The organism is Streptomyces sp. DSM 42067 (assembly GCF_055792885.1).
In genome coordinates, this window is sequence record NZ_CM147706.1 from 1750175 (window position 1) to 1768378 (window position 18204).

The following is an 18204-nucleotide window of genomic DNA, read 5'->3' on the forward strand; positions in this document are numbered from 1 at the left end:
GGACCTTCGAGATCCGCGATTACACCGCCGTAAAATCGCCGGAATCAATCGTGCCAAGCCAAAGATTGCAGGATTCCGACACCCTCATGGAGACGCAGGAAACGCCCCACCCCGACGAGCTGGATCTAGCCATCGTGCACGCACTGCAGATACAGCCCCGCGTGCCCTGGTCCCGGCTCGGCGAGGTCCTCGGTATCGACCCGGTCACCGCCGCCCGCCGCTGGGCCCGCCTGCAGCGCGCCGGCACCGCCTGGGTCGACGGCTACCTCTCACCGGGCCGCGACGACGGCGTCTACGCCCAGGTCGAGATCGACATGGGCGGCCTCATGCGCGAGGACACCCTGGACCGACTGGCCCGCGACAGCCGCATCCTGAGCCTGAAGCACACCTCAGGGAGCCGGGACCTGCTCGCCATCGTCGGCGCCGCCGACCTCGACGACCTCTCTCGCCTGGTCGGCGCACGCATGTCCCGCCTCCCCGGCATCCGCACCACCCGCGTCCACGTGATCACCGCTGCGCCCTTCGAGGGCGCCCAGTGGAGGCTGGCAAACCTCAACCGGGCCCAGCGGGAGGCCCTCACCGCACCCCGCGAGGACGCCCCCGACGAACCACTGCGGCCCGTAGACCGCAGGCTCGCACTCGCGCTCGGACGGGACGGGCGGATGCCGCTTGGTGAACTCGCCGCCGAAGCCGGCACCAGCCCAGCCACCGCGCGCCGCCGGCTGAAGGCCCTCCTCGGCAACCGACGCCTCTCTCTACGCTGCGCACTGGCCCGGCCGCTCACCGGCTTCCCCGTATCCGTGGTCTGCTTCGCCTCCGTGCCCGCCCGCCACCTCGACGACACCGTCGCCGCCCTGCGCACCCTCCCCGAGCTGCGCATGTGCAGCGTGACCTCGGGCCCGAACAACCTCATCCTCGACCTGTGGCTACGCACCCTCGCAGACGTGCACGCTCTGGAGGCCCACCTGGAGAGCCAGCTTGCCCGCCACCAACTGCGCATCACGGAACGGGCGATCGTGCTGCGAACCGTCAAGCACGTCGGCCGGATCCTCGACCGCAGCGGCCGGAGCGTCGGCGTCGCACCCCTCAACTACTGGGACTGACCACAGTCATGCGCGCTGAGCAACGCGGCGGCTGCGCCACGGGGATCAACAGTGTCCCGGCCCCGGTCGTGAACCCCCGGCTCTCGTGATTGGAGGCTGCGCTGCTGGTGAGCGCCGCCCCGGACGACGGAACGCGTACTGAACGCAAACTGCGGCCCGCGGGCCCGAACTCCGCCCACATCAGTTGATGCAGGTTCACGGTAGATCCCGAGCCCCGGCACTGCCCTATCCCGTAGCCGGAACTCGCAATCACCAGCAGCGCGGACGCGTGACAACCTGCCGATCCGAACGCGCCGTGCACCACAACCCCGCGCGTTGTGTTTCAGGGCTCAGATGCACAGCCGCTCGCAGCCAGACCGCCTAAACGTTGATTCGGCTTCAGGTCCGGGTCGTTCCAAAACCGCCGACGCGAATCCGAAGTCAGTCATGCTCAGCCTCCACCCAGTCGAACTCGAGCCGGTCCAGCATCGGCGTGCGGTCGCCCTGGCACTTGGCCTGGATCAGCGTCACCTTGTTGAGCGCGCAGCGCAGCAGCATGCGCCTGTCCGCGAGCGGCGCGCCCTGCCACGCTTCGCTTAGGAGTTCGCCATCGAGCAGTGGCGTCAGGTCCGACTGGCGATTGAGCTCCGTCAACTCTGCTCGCATTGCACGTGTCTGGTCCATCAGTGCAGCCGAAAGCCGTTCGTACCGATCGGCCTTCATTCGACCGTGTACGTAGTAGGCGTCGTCGAGAGCGGAGGCTCTGCGCTCGGCGTCTTCCAGTGCCGCCGACACCTGGCGTCGTCTCTCGTCCTGTTCCGGATCCTGGTAGCGGAGCCATCGGCGAGCGATCTCATGCAGAACCGGGGTATCCGGCTCCATGGCGGACACGCGCCGGATCCAAGCACCCGCCACTACTTGGTCGACTCGATCAACCTTCGTACGTACGCCGAGGCATGCGGCAGTACCGCCCTCCATTCGGGTCCTGCACCGATACGACTCGCCTCCGGACACCATGCCCACCATGCAGCGAGGGCAGCGCAGGATGCCCGTCAAGAGCTTGCCTGGGAGTTTCGCGCCGTGGCCACCTCGCATGCCCTGGACCGTGCGAGAAGCGAATCGGCTTCGAATCGCGTACCACTCGGTGAGGGAGACGACGCCGGTGCCGCAGGAGACCGGGTGGCCATCCGACCCGATCAATGGCTCTGCCTTCCAGACCCACTTCTCGATCGGGTTGCCGAACTCATCGGTCTTCCGCTCCCGGTGGGGCACGATGCCGGCCCACAGAGGAGACTGTGCCATGCGGCTGATCGCGTTCGCGGACCAGTGACGCCCGGTGCGCGTCGTGAGCCCTTCATCTGTCAGGCGGTGCGCCAATGTGGTGCAGGCCTCCCCTTTCAGAAGCGCATCGGCGATGCGACGGGCAGTCGGGTACTCATGGGGATCAGGGCCGACCTTGCCATCACCCAGGCTCTTGACCCCGAAGGGAGGTCGTCCGCCGGGTGCGCGGCCAAGGATGCGGTGCGAGTCCAGCCCGATCTGGACTCGTTCCGCGATGTCCTTCGCCTCGTCACGGGCACGCTCAGAGAGGAAGGCGAAGACGATTCGCCCACCCTTGGAGCTGTCCAGTCCCTCCGAAACGGAAACGAGACGGGAGCGGCGAAGGTCCAGGGCGTCGAGCAGGGACCCGACAGCGCCCATGCCGCGCCGGTCCAGTCGATCGGTCTTCCAAACCGCGAGGGTCCTGGACCGACCAGACAGGACTGCTTCCTTCGCCTTCTCGAACTCGTCCCGGCGCACATGAATCTTGCTCGCGCTGCGTTGTTCGAACCACACGTGCCGAAGTGCGAGCCCCTTCGGTGCGGCACCAGCGCACGATGTCCCTCAGGTGGGCCCGGAGAGTCGTCAGGTCTTCTCGCTTCTTGGAACGACGGATGTAGGCGTCGACGAGGCGGTCCGGATCCCCACCCACCGGGCGATCCAGTTCCAGTTCGACGAGTTCTTCATTTTCGAATCCCAGAGCCTTGAGAGCTGTCAGGTCTGCCCGCTTCATCCACCGGCCCTTACCGTTCGTGGTCTCTGCACGCTAAGCGACATGGGGATATATACCCGCACTGCCCCGCCATCGAGATTCCACGGCTCGGCTGACGTCCTCGCCAGGCTGACGTCGCGGCCCTGCTCAGGTCGCGGCCCGGCCGAGGACCGCCCGTTCTGCCACTCGGGGCTCAGCCGACGCCGAGGCCCTCGAGCACCACCGCGCCCGGAAGCTCAGCGAACACCTTGCCCGGCACGATGAGCTTGCCGCGGCGGCTGCCGCTGCCGATGAGGACGTGCGGCAGGTCCACGACCGCCGCGTCGACCAGAAGCGGCCAGTCGGCGGGCAGGCCGATCGGGGTGATGCCGCCGTACTCCATGCCCGTCTCGCCGGTCGCGGTCTCCATGGGTGCGAAGGATGCCTTGCGGGCGCCGAGTTGGCGGCGCACGGCGCCGTTGACGTCGACGCGGGTGCGGGAGAGTACGAGACAGGCGGCAAGGCTGGTCTCGCCCGCGCGCTTGCCGGCCACCACCACGCAGTTCGCCGACGTCTCCAGCAGGTCGGGGCCGTAGTGCTCGACGAAAACGGCCGTGTCGGCGACGGCCGGGTCGCTGTCGACGTAGAGCAGTTGTTCTGCGGGCACGGTGCCGCGCCAGTGGCGTACGGCCTCTGCGACGGGTGCGGTCAGCAGGTCCAGGCAGTCGGGAGCGGTCCGGACGTCGTCGAAGTTTCCGATGGGTGCACGCATAGCCGCACGCTAACAGCCGCAGCCGCGGCGGCGACCGACGCCGAAGCAGTGCCTCGAAGCGAACCCGCAACCGCCTCAGCGCACAGGCGGCACCGAGACCGTCATGGTCATCTCCAGGGGCTCCCCTCCGTCGTTGCGGTACGCGTGCGGGGTGCTCGCCTCGAAGGACGCGCTGGTGCCCGCCGGTACGGGGTACTCCGTGCCGTCCACGACGAGGGTGAGCTCACCCGCCGTCACATGGATCAGCTCGACGGTGCCGACCGGGTGCGGATCGGAGCTGCTGGCATCCCCCGGCATCAGCCGCCACTGCCACATCTCCAGCGGACCCGGCGCTTCCATACCGGCCAGCAGCCGGTTGAAGCTGCCCGCCTCGGTGTGCCACATCCGCACCGCCTGCTCGGGCGGGACGATCCGCACCTTGGGTCCCTGCTCGTAGTCGAGGAGGGTGGTGATGCTCACCCCGAGGGCGTCCCCGATCTTGACGACGGTGCCGAGGCTGGGGTTGGTGCGGGCCTGCTCGATCTGGATGAGCATGCCGCGGCTGACTCCGGCGCGGGCGGCGAGGGCATCGAGGGTGAAGCCGCGCTCGCTGCGACAGCGCTTGACGTTGCGCGCCAGTGACTGAGTCAGCAGGTCGAGATCCGACACGTTCCGTCCAATATCCTGGATGACAGAGTTCAATCTAATGAACTACGGTGTGGTGCACCCGATGTTCACTGCACTGTACTGCGAGGTCGACCATGACAGCACTCTTCGCCCTGGCCACAAGCCTCCTGTGGGGGCTGGCCGACTTCGGCGGCGGGCTGCTGACGCGACGCCTCCCGGCCCTCACGGTGGTCGTCGCCTCGCAGACGATCGCCACGGTCGTCCTCGGTGTGATCGTGATCGCGACCGGCGGCTGGAGCGAGGCGGGTCCTCAGCTGTGGTTCGCCGTGGGCGCGGGCCTGGTCGGCCCGGTCGCCATGCTCTCCTTCTACAAGGCGCTCGCTCTGGGGCCGATGGGCGTCGTCTCGCCGCTCGGGACCCTGGGTGTCGCCGTCCCGGTGGGAATCGGCCTGGTCCTCGGCGAACGGCCCGGAGTCCTGCAGTACGCGGGCATCGCCGTGGCCGTGTCCGGCGTCGTGCTCGCCGGCGGGCCCCAGTGGCGCGGGGCGCCGGTGCAGCGGCAGGCGATCGCACTGACCCTGGTCGCGGCCTTCGGCTTCGGCGGGGTGATGGTGCTGATCGCCGAGGCGTCGACGACTCTCACCGGTCTCTTCCTGGCACTGTTCGTGCAGCGCCTGACCAATGTGATCGCGGGCGGTGCGGCCCTGTACGTCTCCGTGCGGCGCGGCGGCAAGGCGCTCCCGGAGGGAGCCGGATGGGGAGCCGTGTGGTCGGCGGTCCCGGCGCTCGCCTTCGTCGGTCTGGCGGATGTCGCGGCCAACGGCACGTACTCCCTCGCGGCTCAGAACGGCCCGGTCACCGTCGCCGCGGTCCTCGCCTCGCTCTATCCGGTCGTCACCGCTCTCGCCGCGCGTGGCGTCCTCAGCGAACGTCTCCGCGGCGTGCAGGCGGCGGGGGCGGGCCTGGCACTGGTCGGTACGGTCCTGCTGGCGAGCGGCTGATTCGTGGTCCTGCCGGCGAGCGGATCATGCGGCCGATGGCGCCGCGCTACCGGCGCCCCACCGTCCGGCCCTCAAGCCGACGGTGCGCCACCTGACTCCGCGGCCGGCGCACTGCCGGCCGGTCGCGGTTCCCGTGGAGCGTCGGTCGGCCGGGCCTCCGGGACACCACCGCCGAGCCCCGCCGCCTCAGACGACCGGTGCTCCGCCGCCTCAGACGACCGGTGCTCCGCCGCCTCCGACGCCCGGTGCTCCGCTGCCACCTCGGACGAGCCGCCCTCCAGCCCAGGCTCCAGCTCCGCCAACGCCAGCAGCTGCTCCGGAGTGACCCCCTCCGGAATCGGCACCGGGGCCGGGGTGCGCAACGGCGGCTGCCAGCCCCGTTCCGGGTCCCAGCGGCGTACGACACGAGCCGGTGCGCCGGCCACGACCGCGTGGTCGGGGACGGACCCGCGTACGACCGCGCCTGCCGCTACCACGACATTGCGGCCGATCCTCGCGCCCGGCAGGATCACCGCGCCGGTCCCGATCCAGCAGCCGGGACCGATGTCGACCGGTTCCATACGCGGCCACTGCTTGCCGATGGGCTCGTGCGGGTCGTCGTACGAGTGGTTCGTGGACGTGACGTACACGTAGGGCCCGAAGTAGCAGTCCGAGCCGATGGTCACCGTCGTGTCGGCGATCACGTGGCTGCCGCGGCCGAGCACCACTCCGTTGCCTATGCGCAGGATCGGGTCGGGCCCGAGATCGAGGTCGGGCATCATCCCGGCCGTCAGGGTGACCTGTTCGCCGATGATGCAGTGGTCGCCGAGATGGATCCAGGGCTCTCCGAAGACGGTTCCCTGGGGGAAGGCGAGCCTCGTGCCGTGCCCGAGCGCGCCGAAGCGGAGCCTGCCGGGGCGCTCGGCGGTGACGGCCCCCGTCCTCTGCACCCACGCCCATCCCGCGTGGACGGCGCGCTGGGCGACGCGGCGCCGCCACGCGGTCAGGGACGAGAACATGTTCTTGCTTTTCGGCACCCGCACACGGTACTCAGCGCGGGGTACGGCCCAGTGGGAGATCGGCTGTGATCTTCACCCCACGACGCGCGTCCTCACCGCCTTCTTCACCGGGCGGCGAGGCGGCGTGCAGCGACTCAGCCGTCATCGTGCAGCGCAGGCACTCAGCCCTCGTCGTGCAGCGCAGGGACTCAGCCCTCGTCCTCCGAGAACGCCTCGCGGTGCCGCTTCGCCAACTCCACGTACACCGCGGCGTTCAGCTTGATGCCCTCGCGCTCCTCGTCGGTGAGGCTGCGCTTGACCTTCGCGGGCACGCCCGCGACCAGCGACCCGGGCGGCACCTGCATGCCCTGCGATACGAGCGCCTGCGCGGCGACCAGCGAACCCGTGCCGATGTGCGCACCGTTCAGCACCGTAGCGCCCATGCCGATGAGGACGTCGTCCTCGACCGTGCAGCCATGCAGGACCGCGTTGTGCCCGACGGACACGCGCTCCCCGATCGTGACCGGGAAGCCCGGGTCCACGTGCACGGTCGAATTGTCCTGGATGTTGCTGTCCGCCCCGAGGACGATGGGGCCACCGTCGCCTCGGAGCACGGCCTGGTACCAGACGCTCGAGCCCGCGGCCATGACGACGTCGCCGATCACGACGGACGTGGGAGCGGCGAACGCGTCCGCGGCGACCTTCGGCTCCTGCCCGCCGACTCCGCGAATCAGCGCCTGCTGGTGCTGCGCCGCTCGGCCCGCCTGGCCTGCCTGCCCTGTCATTTCCGACTCCTCACCGCTGGTACGCCACGCCGAGAGCACCGTATGGGACGCGTGCCGGTACGGGCGTCTGCTGGGGCGAAGATCACAACGGGCAGGTGAGGCGCGGTCAGTCCCGGTGACGCGGTCAGTCGCCGGCGGGGACGGGCTGCGGCTCGTGGGACTCCGGTGCCCGCACCGTCTCGGCCGCGGCCTTCTTCGTCTTCCTCTTGAGGATCAGCATCGACGTAAGACCGATGCCCACGGCGAGGACGAGACCGAGCCACGAGAACCGCTTCAGCCACGACTCGGCGACGACACCCACGTAGTAGATCACCGCGGTGGTGCCGCCGGCCCAGAGAATGCCGCCGAACACGTTGGCGATCAGGAACTTCCAGTACGGCATGCGCAGGACGCCCGCGAGCGGGCCGGCGAAGATGCGCAGCAGGGCGACGAAGCGGCCGAAGAACACGGCCCACATGCCCCACTTCTCGAAGGACCGCTCGGCGGTCGCGACGTTGGCCTCGCTGAAGTGCTTCGGGAACCTGCGGCCGAGCCAGGTCAGCAGGGGACGTCCGCCCTTGCGGCCGATCGCGTAGCCGATGGAGTCACCGATGATCGCTCCCGCGGTGGCGCAGGCGCCGAGGACGACGGGGTCGATGTCACCGTGCTGGGAGGCGAGCAGCGCGGACGAGACGAGGATGATCTCGCCTGGCAGCGGGATGCCCAGGCTCTCCAGACCGATGACGACGCCCACCAGGGCATAAATGCTGACCGCCGGTACGGTCTCGAGCCACTCCTGGACGTGCAACGCCGGTCCCTCCCGTTCTCTGCGTCGACCCGGCTTGCGCTCCCGCTTTCGGGCGCGCGTGCGGGCAGCCTACCTGCTGGCTTCGGTCACTCGACCGCGGCGCAGTCCCGGGAGGTACCTGGCACCCCTGCGTCGCCGCGACCTCACCCGTTGGGGCGGAGGGTCCACACGACGGTCATCTCGCCCGTGACGGCGCCGTCCTCGCGCTGGATGGCGATCGCCACCGGGAACTCGGGCCGCTGCCCGGCGTCGAGTTCGGCGATCACGTCGGCGGCCGGACGGCCGAGGGTCGCCGTGGCGGTCACGCGGCCCATCGCGAGCTTCTTGTACGCGATGTCGGCGCTGACGGCGAGGGGCACCGCCCGTGTGAGCTGGTCCCCGAAGGCGGCGAGCACGATCGCCCCGCTGGCGGACTCACCCAGCGTGAACATCGCGCCGGCGTGCGGGCCGCCGACGTGGTTGTGGTAGTCGCTCTGGTCCGGCAGGGCCACCACGGCCTTCTCCGGCGTGGTCTCGAGGAACTCGAGGTTCAGCGTGCGGGCCATCGGCACCGTGGCGGCGAGCATCTCGCCGATCGACATCTGGTCTGCGCTCATGAAGCCGAATGTTACCCACGGGTAGGGTTTTTTGACCAGGGACTAAGCGGTGCCGGGGAAGTGCGGGTGCGTTCCCGCGTCGTTCGGTGCGTGCTCTCGGCGTGCCGGACGAAGGTCCTCGATGGGGGTCCCTCCCATGCCCTTAAGGCAATGGGGGAGGAGCTACTTGAGCCTTTGGTCGGTGCGGCGAGTGGGGGCACCTCCCACGCCCTTAAGGCAGTGGGGGAGCGTGCCGGGCGGCGTGGGGGCGTGCCTGAACTTCCCCGGGGCCGCTTAGCCCAGGGACGGTTCACTCGACGGTATCCGGCGTTGTCTGCCGGGCCCGGCCGGCGAGATTCTCCGGCCGTGCCTCCGTATCGGCGCAAAATCGGTTTGGCAAGTCGGCCGGGAGGCGGCGATAGTCCCCCGGTGAAGACTGCCGCCGCCTCCGCCTCCCCGAGACGCTTCCGCCGCCGCCCCGACTGGGCGGGCCGTAACTACACCCTCCTGACAGCCGCAGCGGTCGTGACGAACCTGGGCAGTCAAGGCGCGCTGATCGCGGCGGCCTTCGCGGTCCTCGACACGGGTGGCGACGGCGGCGACGTGGGTCTGGTGGCGGCGGCCCGCACCCTCCCCCTCGTGGTGTTCCTGCTGATCGGCGGGGCCGTCGCAGACCGGCTGCCGCGGCACCGGGTGATGGTCGCCGCCAACGCCCTCAACTTCGTGTCGCAGGGCGCCTTCGCGGTACTCGTCCTCGCCGGGGACCCGCAGCTGTGGCACATGATGCTCCTGAGCGGGCTCGGCGGCGTCGGCCAGGCCTTCTTCAATCCGGCAGCCGAGGGCATGCTGATGTCGTCGGTCAGCGGGGAGCAGGCCGGCCGGGCGTTCGCCCTCTTCCGCATGGCGATGCAGGGGGCCGGCCTGGGCGGCGCTGCGCTCGGCGGCGCGATGGTCGCGGTCGTCGGGCCGGGCTGGGTGCTCATGGTGGACGCGGCGGCGTTCGCCGTGGCCGGCGCACTGCGGTCGTTCCTGGACGTGAGCCACATCCCGCCGCGCGAGCCCGGTGGGGGCATGCTGGCGGATCTGCGGGACGGCTGGCGGGAGTTCATCGGACGGCCCTGGCTGTGGTCGATCGTCGCCCAGTTCTCGGTCGTGGTGGCGGTCGTGGGTGCCGCCGAGTCGGTCTTCGGACCGCTGGTCGCCCGGGACGAGTTGGGCGGGGCGGGCCCGTGGGGCCTGGCGCTCGGCGCGTTCGGGGCGGGCACGGTCGCGGGTGCGCTGCTGATGATGCGGTGGAAGCCGCGGCGGCTTCTGCTCGCCGGCACGCTGTGCGTGTTCCCGCTCGCCGCGCCGTCCGCGGCGCTCGCGGTGCCGCTGCCCGTGGCGGGGCTGGCCATGGTGATGTTCCTCAGCGGCGTGGCCATCGAGGTGTTCGGCGTGTCCTGGATGACGGCCCTGCACCAGGAGATCCCCGAGGAGAAGCTGTCCCGCGTCTCGGCCTACGACTGGTTCGGCTCGATCGCCATGGTTCCCCTGGCCACGGCCCTGGCGGGCCCGGCGGAGAGCGCCTTCGGCCGTACGGCTTCCCTGTGGGGCTGCGCGGCTCTGGTGGTCCTGGTCACGGCGGCGGTGCTGTTCGTACCGGACGTACGGAATCTGAGGCGGCGTACGGAGGAGGTCGTACAGGTGGGCGGCCCCGGGACCGTGGCCGACGGCCGGGCCGAGGCTGCCGGCGGGGCTTCGGAGGACGTGTCCGAGGCGCGGCTCAACCCACGCGCTTCGGAAGACGTGTCCAAGGCACGGCTCAACCCACGCGCTTCGGAGGACGTATCGGAAGCGCGGCTCAGCCCACGCGCTTCGGAAGACGCGTCCGAGGCGCGGCTCAACCCACGCTGAAGGCGCCTGACGGTGGTTCGGGCGACGCCACCGCGTCCTCGTCGTGCACCGGCGTCGCATCCCCGATGAAGGCGCGCAGTGCGGGCCCGTGTTCGACTCGTGCGGGGAAGGCGTCGGCGGCGGCGCGCCGGGACAGTGCCGCGATGTCGATCGGCTCGTGCGACGCGACGAGCACGGCGTTGCCGAAGCGGCGGCCGCGCAGGACGGCCGGCTCGGCGATCATCACGAGCTCCTCGAAGACCGCGGAGAACGTGGCGAGTTGGGAGCGGAGGAAGGCGAAGGGAGCGCCGTCGGCGAGGTTCGCCGCGTAGAGGCCACCGGGCCGCAGCACCCGCTCGGCGGCGCGCGCGTAGGCGACCGAGGTGAGGTGCGCCGGGACGCGAGACCCGCCGAACACGTCCCCGACCAGAATGTCCACGGAGTTGGGCGGGGCGCTTTCCAGCCATGCGCGGGCGTCCGCGCCGTGCACCGTGATGTCCGCGCCGTCGGGGAGGGGAAGGTGCTCGGTGACGAACGAGAGCAGCCCGCGATCGGCTTCCACGACGTGCTGACGTGAGCCGGGCCGGGTGGCGGCGAGATAGCGGGGCAGGGTGAGCGCGCCGCCGCCGAGATGCAGTACGTCGAGGGGGCGGCCCGGTTCCTCGGCAGTGTCCAGAACGTGCCCGAGCCGCTGTGCGTACTCGAACTCCAGGTGCTCCGGCTCGTCGAGATCCACGTACGACTGAGGCGCGCCGTCGACCGTCAGCAGCCATGCCCGCTCCCGGTCCACGTCGGGCATCAGCTTGGCGACACCGTGGTCGACGGAGCGGGTGACGGGTATCGGCTCTTCCACGGCTCCATTGTGCGCGCGCCGGCTCCCGCCGCTGTCTCCTACGGCACGCCGTCTCGGCGGTCCGGCGCACGGACGGGTGGGGCGCCGCCTCGTCCTCGGGGCGCGCAGCCCATCACGCCGGCGCGACCAGGTCGAGAACGACCAGCTCGTCGCCACCGGCGAGGGCGCCACGCGCGACGAGGCGATTCAGGCCGCGAGACCCGCCAACGGGCTGTCGACTCCCGACTGCCGAGGTCGACTCCGCCCCGCCGGACTGTCGACTTCCGCCCGCCGGACCGTCGGCCCCTGCCACCTGCCGGACCGTCGGCCCCCGTCACCCGCCGGACCCTCGGCCCCCGCCACCCGTCACCCGTCACCCGTCACCCGTCACCCGTCACCCGCCGGACCGTCGGATCCCCGGCATCCGCCGTCAGACCGCCTCCGGTGCGGCCGCGACCGTGTCCGCGTCGCCGACCGTCGTGACCGTCCCGGCTCCGACCGTGCGTCCGCCCTCGCGGATGGCGAAGCCGAGGCCCGGCTCGAGGGGGATATCGCGGCCCAGCTCGACCGTCATGGTGACGGTGTCGCCGGGGCGTGCGACCGCTGTCTCGCCGAGGTCGACGTCGCCGACCACGTCCGCGGTGCGGATGTAGAACTGCGGCCGGTAGCCGGTCGTGACAGGCGTCGTACGGCCGCCCTCGCGCGCCGACAGGACATACACCTGCGCGGTGAAGCGACGGCTCGGCGTGACACTGCCCGGCGCGGCGACGACGTGGCCGCGGCGCACGGCGTCGCGCGGCACACCGCGCAGCAGCAGCGCCACGTTGTCCCCGGCCTGAGCCTCCGTCATGGGCTTGCCGAAGGTCTCGAGGCCGGTCACCACGGTCTCGGTGTCCGCGCCGAGCACCTGCACGCGGTCGCCGACCCGCACCGTGCCCCGCTCGACGGCGCCGGTGACGACCGTGCCGCGGCCCGTGATGGTGAGGACGTTCTCCACGGGCAGCAGGAACGGCGCGTCCACGTACCGCTCGGGCATCGGGACATATGTGTCCACGGCGTCGAGCAACGCCTCGATCGCCGCCGTCCACTGCGGGTCGCCCTCCAGGGCACGCAGGCCGGACACGCGCACGACGGGCACGGACTCGCCGCCGTATCCGTGCGCGGAAAGCAGCTCGCGGACCTCCAGCTCGACCAGGTCGGTGAGCTCGGGGTCGCCCGCGTCGGCCTTGTTGAGGGCGACGACGATGTGGTCGACGCCGACCTGGCGGGCCAGCAGTACGTGCTCCGCGGTCTGCGGCATGATCCCGTCGAGCGCGGAGACGACGAGGATGGCCCCGTCCAGCTGGGCCGCTCCGGTGACCATGTTCTTGACGTAGTCGGCGTGGCCGGGCATGTCGACATGCGCGTAGTGGCGGGTGTCGGTCTCGTACTCGACGTGCGCGATGTTGATGGTGATGCCGCGCTGCGCCTCCTCGGGCGCGCGGTCGATGCGGTCGAAGGGCACGAAGGTGCCGGTGCCGCGCTCGGCCAGCACCTTGGTGATGGCAGCGGTCAGGGTGGTCTTGCCATGGTCGACATGGCCCATGGTGCCGATGTTGAGGTGCGGTTTGGTGCGTACGTATGCCGTCTTGGACATGGCTGGCTGTGGTTCCTCTCCGGAACGCGAAGCGGTGGCCCCGACTCGGCGCGTTGTGCGCGGGTTGGGACATGGACCCCAGGGCCTCGCCGACCCTCCCCCTGCGGGGTCCGCCGGACTGTCCGGGAAGGGTCAGCTTCGGGCGCCGTCGAGGGGCGCTGCGGCAGCTGCGACTGCGACGACGGCAGCTGCGGCTGCTGCTGTGACAACGGCCGCCGCGGCAACGGCCGCCGCGACTGCGGCAGTTGCCGAGGCGGTGGCGACGAGGGCAGCCTTCGGCGCGTCCGCGACTGCGGACGGCGCTGCGAGGAAGGCGTGCCGGAACATGTCGCCGATCATCGCTCAGGCGCTAGCGGCACGTCGACCGAATTTCCGCGGGCGCGTGCCCGCGCCACGCTTCCTGTTCACCGGCGACCGCCATGTGAGTGCCTGCTGCAAGGATCGGGTCCACTGCCGGGCACGGCGATGCGCGTTCCCGATCCTGTGGCGCACATGAGACGTACCATACGGCGTTTGCTCACTTTGGTCGGTTAGTCTCCCCGGATGCTCGACCCCGACCCCGCAGCCGACCGACCAGCCGGCCTCGCCACCGCCCGCCACGCGGGCGGGGCCGCCGGTGATCCCGTACGACTGGAGACCGACAGCGCGTCGAGCCTGCCCGGCTCGGGCCCGGTGGACCTCGCCGCCGCCCAGCCGATCGCCGTCACCAGCACCCCACCCGACACCTGGCCCGACCCCACGGCTCCGGCAGACCGCGCCGACCCCCGGCCCGACCCCACGGCTCCGGCAGACCGCGCCGAGGCCCAGCCCGCCGCTCTCGCCGCCACTCACGCCGCGGCCTCCGCCGCGGTGGGCTCCGGGGACTCCCGGGACGGGACCCCACGACGTACGGCCCTCGACGCCGCCGGGCCCGTCGGCCCGACCCGGCCCACGGCCCTGGCCGCACCCGGCCCCGTGGCCCTCACCACGCGCTGCGTCAGGGTGTTGCTGTCCCCGTGGTCGCGGCTGTCCCTGCTCGTGGTGCTGCTCGCGGCCGCGGGGACGACTGTGCTGCTGTTCGAGCCGCACCGGTTGCTGGCCGACGGCTGGCCGCCGAAGGTGAACGGCGCGGCCGCGGTCGTCGTCTTCGCGGTGGCGTACGGCGTGTGCACCATCGCCTTCGTCCCGCGGCCGCTGCTCAACCTCGCGGCGGGCGCGCTGTTCGGCTCCGAGCTGGGGCTCGGCGCCGCGCTCGTGGGAACGGTGATCGGCGCCGGCGCCGCCTTCGGGCTCGGGCGTGTGCTGGGGCAGGACGCGCTGCGACCGCTGCTCAGGGCCCGCTGGCTGAAGGCCGCCGACGGTCAGCTGAGCAGGCACGGCTTCCGGTCGATGCTGGCCGCTCGGCTCTTCCCCGGCATCCCGTTCTGGGCCGCGAACTACTGCGCGGCCGTGTCCCGCATGGGCTGGACACCGTTTCTCCTCGCCACGGCGCTCGGATCGATCCCGAACACGGCTGCGTACGTCGTGGCGGGCGCCCGCGCCTCCACGCCGACGTCGCCCGTCTTCCTGATCGCGATGGGGTTCATCGCGGTGACGGGCCTGGCCGGGGCCGTGGTGGCGTGGTGCAAGCGCCATCGCCTGCGCGGGCGCTGAATGCGGCGTTGCCCTGGCGGGCCCTGAGCCGCAGCAGGTCAATAGGCCCTGAGCCGCAGCAAGGCCCTGAGCCGCGGGAAGGCCTTGACCGCAGACGGCCCTGAGCCGCAGGAAAGGATGGCGCGCCGCCGAGGCGTCCCGAGTGGCGCCCGCGCCGCCGAGGCCCCCCGAGTCGCGCCCGCACCGCCATGAACCCGCCGCCGCGAACGCCCCGCCGCTGACCCGCCGCCGCACGAACCCATCGCCGCGGACCCACCGCAGCCCCACCAACCCACGAACCCATCGCCGCGGACCCACCGCAGCCCCACCAACCCACGAACCCATCGCCGCGGACCCACCGCAGCCCCACCAACCCACGAACCCATCGCCGCGAACCCACCGCAGAGCCACCAACCCACGAACGGACGAGCGAACCCACACCGCCGAATCCCCGCACCCGCAGATCCGGGATTCAGCGACGACCTGCAGGTCCACGCCCCGGAGCCCGCAGGTCGTCCCCGAACCCCGGGACCACCGGAGGTTCCCCCTTCGTCCCCGCACAGCGCATAGTGATCCTGTGGTCATCGCGAGCCCGGAAGAGCGCCGGTCACATGACTGAGAACCGGCCCCTGGGATCTCCGCAGGCTCCGGCGCGGACGGCGACGGAGTTGCCGGAGGCCGCCCGGATGCGGGTGCTCACGCAACTCGGCGACGAGCACACCGGCGTCGAGGTGCTGAGGCTGGTGCTGCACCATGCCGTGGCCGATCTCGGTGGGCTGGGCGGCATGGTCCATCTGCAGCGGGTTCCCGGCGAGAGTGACCGACTGGACCTGGTGACGGTGACCGGGTTGCCCCGCGAGGTCACGAAGGCATGGGAGATCGTCACCCGGCAGGACCAGACCGTCCCGGCGCGAGCCCTGCGCGAGGGCACTTTCGTCTGGCTTCCGGCGCTCCGCGCCGCGGAGGACGCCGACCCCTTCCCCGGCGGTACGGGGATGGCGGCCGTGCCGCTGCCGGCGCCGGGCGGCCCGTTCGGAGTCCTGTCGGTCGTCACCACCGCGCCCGGCCCCCCTTCGGCCGTACAACGTGCGTTCCTGGAAGCGGTCGCCGGGTGGGTGTCCGAGCGGCTGCGGAATCCCGGCCCGGCCACGGCGCGCACGGTGGACCCGGCCTGGTCCGGCGACGAGAAGGAGTGGACACATCCGCGGTTCCAGCAGGCGCTGAGGACGGCCCAGGTCGGTACCTGGGACCTGGATCTGCGTACCGGGCGGCTGAACTGGGACGAGATGACGATGCAGCTCTTCGGCTTCGACCCGGAGACCTTCCACGGGCAGCTGGACACCTTCATCGAGCTGCTGCACCCGGACGACCTGGCGCGGGTGCAGGGTGACCTCCGGGAAGCCATCGAGAAGCGCGGCTACTCGGTCACGGAGTACCGGGTCTGCCGCCCCGACGGCACCATCCGCTGGGTGGAGGCGCGCGGCCAGGTGCTGCTCGGCGAGGACGGCGAGCCGGCGGTCATGGCCGGCACGCTCTGGGACACCACCGACAAGCGGATCGCGATGGACTCCGTGGGGCGCGCACTGCGGCACATGAGCGACGGGTTCCTGGCGATGGGCGACGACCTGCGCATCGTGTATGTGAACTTGCAGGCCGAGCGGCTGCTCGGCCCTTGGCAGAGCCTCATCGGGAAGCTGCTGTGGGCGCTCCCGGGCATTCCGGTCACATGGCTGGAGGAACGCTGCCGGCAGGCCGTCGCCGACAGGGTCCCGACCGGGTTCGACGTCCTGTGGCCGACCGACCATCGCTGGTATCACATGCGCCTGGTTCCGGTGCCGGACGGCCTGACGGTCTACTTCACCGACGTGACCGACAAGCGGCTGGCGGAGGAGCGGCGCATGGCGGCCGAGCGCGCTGCCGCCGAGCGCACCGCACGCGTCGGGCAGCTCAACGCCGCGCTCGCCCAAGCGGTCAGCGTGCAGGATGTGGTGACGGCCGTCGCGGAGCGGGTGCTGCCCCCGTTCCGCGCCGACGGGCTGGTCGTCCAAATGGTGGAGGGCGACTCCCTGCGGGTCGTGGGAGGCGTCGGATACGGCAGGGAGTTCCTGTTCAAAGTCCCCGACCGGATCCGTCTCAGGGAGACGACGCCGAACAATGACGCCATCCTTGCCGGCGCTCCGCAGTACATCTCCTCCAGGGCGGAGATGCGCCATCGCTATCCGCACTTCGCCGAGGCCGCCTTCGAGGGCGGGAAGCACGCGTGGGCCTTCCTGCCCCTGATCGTCTCCGGGCAGCCCATCGGCTGCTGTGTGATCTCCTTTCCCCAGCCGCGCCGGTTCGGCGACGAGGACAGAGCCCTGCTGACCGCGCTCAGCGGACTCGTCGCCCAGGCGCTGGAGCGGGCCAGGCTGTACGACGCGGAGCACGTCCGCGCGCAGGAGCTGCAGCGCGGTCTGCTGCCCCAGGAGCTGCCCTCGCTGCCCGCCGTCACGGTGGCCGCACGCTATCTCCCGGCCACCGCGGGGCTGGACGTGGGCGGCGACTGGTACGACGTGATACCGCTGTCGGCCGACCGGGTCTGCCTGGTGATCGGCGACGTGATGGGCCACGGGTTGTCCGAGGCCGCCACCATGGGGCGGCTGCGGACCGCCGTCCACACCCTGGCCGGTCTCGAGCTGCCCCCCGACGAGGTGCTGTCCCACCTCAACGACGTGGTCAGCGATCTGGGCGTCGACTTCTACGCCACTTGTCTGTACGTCGTCTACGACCCCGTCAGCCGCGTCTGCACCTTCGGCTGCGCGGGACACCCGCCCCCGGCCCTCGTCCATCCGGACGGCAGTGTGCACTTCCCCGCACTGGCGACGGACCCGCCGCTCGGCGCGGCGACGCCGCCCTTCGAGACGACCGAGGTGACGGTGCCGGACGGGAGTTTGCTGGTCATGTACACCGACGGTCTCGTGGAGTCCGCGCACCGCGACATCGACAGCGGCATGAGCCACCTCTCCCGCGTCCTCGCCACCGCCACCGCCGCCCCGCCCCCCGAAGGCTTCGACCGGACCGCCGTACACCCGTCACGCGAGGCGCTGCACCTTGAGCAGCTGTGCGACACGCTCACCTCGGCTCTCGTCCCCGCCCAGGAGCAGACCAGCGACGACACCGCCCTGCTGGTGGCCCGCACGCATGCCCTGCCGGAGGGTGACGTGGCGTCGTGGTGGCTGCCGGAGGGCCCGATAGCCGCCGGCCAGGCGAGGGACCATGTCCGGCGGCAGCTCACCGACTGGCGCCTCGACGGCCTTGTCGACACCACGGAACTGCTCGCCAGCGAACTGGTCGGCAACGTGGTCCGGCATGCGAGAGGCCCCATCCAGCTGCGGCTGCTGAAGAGCCGTTCCCTGATCTGCGAGGTCACCGACGGCAGTCCGACCACGCCCCGTATCCGCCGCGCCCGGGACACCGACGAGGGCGGCCGCGGCCTGCAACTGATCGCGGCGCTCTCACAGCGCTGGGGCACCCGCTATTTCGCGAAGGGCAAGAGCATCTGGACGGAACAGCCTCTGCCGTGACTGCCGGTCAGCCCTGCCTGTGGCCGGTCTTGCCTCCGGGCCAGTCCTACGTGCTGCCGGCCAGTCCTACGTGCCTGCCGGCCAGTCCTAT

At 71.2% G+C, this 18204-nt stretch carries 15 protein-coding genes; 5 read left to right on the forward strand and 10 right to left on the reverse strand.

Annotation, left to right across the window (positions count from 1 at the left end; genetic code table 11):
• Positions 1 to 86: 86 nt before the first annotated feature.
• Positions 87 to 1103: an Lrp/AsnC family transcriptional regulator gene (locus ACSMXV_RS08400; protein ID WP_473177074.1), complete on the forward strand. Its 1017-nt coding sequence runs from the start codon at positions 87 to 89 to the stop codon at positions 1101 to 1103.
• Between the two features lie 420 nt (positions 1104 to 1523).
• Here ACSMXV_RS08400 and ACSMXV_RS08405 read toward each other — a convergent pair whose 3' ends face one another.
• From ACSMXV_RS08405 to ACSMXV_RS08415, 3 genes are all read right to left on the reverse strand, one after another.
• Positions 1524 to 2918: a recombinase family protein gene (locus ACSMXV_RS08405; RefSeq protein ID WP_473177075.1), complete on the reverse strand. Its 1395-nt coding sequence runs from the start codon at positions 2916 to 2918 to the stop codon at positions 1524 to 1526.
• Between the two features lie 389 nt (positions 2919 to 3307).
• Entirely contained in the window at positions 3308 to 3865 is a 558-nt protein-coding gene (locus ACSMXV_RS08410; protein WP_473177076.1) for a YbaK/EbsC family protein, read from the reverse strand.
• Between the two features lie 75 nt (positions 3866 to 3940).
• The gene (locus tag ACSMXV_RS08415) at positions 3941 to 4513 is read right to left on the reverse strand and encodes a helix-turn-helix domain-containing protein (protein ID WP_473177077.1); all 573 of its coding nucleotides are present in this window, start codon (positions 4511 to 4513) and stop codon (positions 3941 to 3943) included.
• 92 nt (positions 4514 to 4605) lie between these two features.
• Here ACSMXV_RS08415 and ACSMXV_RS08420 point away from each other — a divergent pair, with 92 nt between their 5' ends.
• Positions 4606 to 5472 (forward strand): EamA family transporter, encoded by an 867-nt coding sequence (locus tag ACSMXV_RS08420; RefSeq protein WP_473177078.1) that lies wholly within the window; start codon positions 4606 to 4608, stop codon positions 5470 to 5472.
• Between the two features lie 71 nt (positions 5473 to 5543).
• Here the strand turns inward: ACSMXV_RS08420 and ACSMXV_RS08425 are convergent, their stop codons facing one another.
• The 4 genes from ACSMXV_RS08425 to ACSMXV_RS08440 form a co-directional block, all read right to left on the reverse strand.
• Positions 5544 to 6488 carry an acyltransferase gene (locus ACSMXV_RS08425; protein ID WP_473177079.1) on the reverse strand — a complete coding sequence of 315 codons (945 nt, stop codon included), beginning with the start codon at positions 6486 to 6488 and terminating at the stop codon, positions 5544 to 5546.
• A gap of 170 nt (positions 6489 to 6658) precedes the next feature.
• Positions 6659 to 7234 carry a gamma carbonic anhydrase family protein gene (locus ACSMXV_RS08430; RefSeq protein WP_473177080.1) on the reverse strand — a complete coding sequence of 192 codons (576 nt, stop codon included), beginning with the start codon at positions 7232 to 7234 and terminating at the stop codon, positions 6659 to 6661.
• A gap of 124 nt (positions 7235 to 7358) precedes the next feature.
• The gene (locus ACSMXV_RS08435) at positions 7359 to 8021 is read right to left on the reverse strand and encodes a DedA family protein (RefSeq protein WP_473177081.1); all 663 of its coding nucleotides are present in this window, start codon (positions 8019 to 8021) and stop codon (positions 7359 to 7361) included.
• Between the two features lie 143 nt (positions 8022 to 8164).
• Complete coding sequence (locus ACSMXV_RS08440) at positions 8165 to 8617, reverse strand: DUF4442 domain-containing protein (RefSeq protein ID WP_181867666.1); 453 nt, start codon at positions 8615 to 8617, stop codon at positions 8165 to 8167.
• 408 nt (positions 8618 to 9025) lie between these two features.
• On the opposite strand from ACSMXV_RS08440, the gene ACSMXV_RS08445 reads away from it, so the two are divergent.
• Positions 9026 to 10492: an MFS transporter gene (locus ACSMXV_RS08445; protein WP_473177082.1), complete on the forward strand. Its 1467-nt coding sequence runs from the start codon at positions 9026 to 9028 to the stop codon at positions 10490 to 10492.
• Here ACSMXV_RS08445 and ACSMXV_RS08450 read toward each other — a convergent pair.
• The 3 genes from ACSMXV_RS08450 to ACSMXV_RS08460 form a co-directional block, all read right to left on the reverse strand.
• Positions 10479 to 11324, reverse strand: coding sequence for a spermidine synthase (locus tag ACSMXV_RS08450; protein WP_473177083.1), 846 nt, complete (start codon positions 11322 to 11324; stop codon positions 10479 to 10481). The genes ACSMXV_RS08445 and ACSMXV_RS08450 overlap by 14 nt on opposite strands.
• A gap of 409 nt (positions 11325 to 11733) precedes the next feature.
• Positions 11734 to 12939, reverse strand: coding sequence for an elongation factor Tu (tuf, locus tag ACSMXV_RS08455; RefSeq protein ID WP_473177084.1), 1206 nt, complete (start codon positions 12937 to 12939; stop codon positions 11734 to 11736).
• 132 nt (positions 12940 to 13071) lie between these two features.
• On the reverse strand, positions 13072 to 13278 hold the full coding sequence (locus tag ACSMXV_RS08460; protein WP_473177085.1) for a hypothetical protein: 207 nt from the start codon (positions 13276 to 13278) through the stop codon (positions 13072 to 13074).
• A gap of 510 nt (positions 13279 to 13788) precedes the next feature.
• On the opposite strand from ACSMXV_RS08460, the gene ACSMXV_RS08465 reads away from it, so the two are divergent.
• Both ACSMXV_RS08465 and ACSMXV_RS08470 read left to right on the forward strand, forming a co-directional pair.
• A complete protein-coding gene (locus tag ACSMXV_RS08465; RefSeq protein WP_473178864.1) occupies positions 13789 to 14571 on the forward strand; it encodes a TVP38/TMEM64 family protein in 783 nt (260 codons plus the stop codon).
• A 590-nt stretch (positions 14572 to 15161) separates the two neighbouring features.
• Positions 15162 to 18113, forward strand: coding sequence for a SpoIIE family protein phosphatase (locus tag ACSMXV_RS08470; RefSeq protein ID WP_473177086.1), 2952 nt, complete (start codon positions 15162 to 15164; stop codon positions 18111 to 18113).
• Positions 18114 to 18204 lie beyond the last annotated feature (91 nt).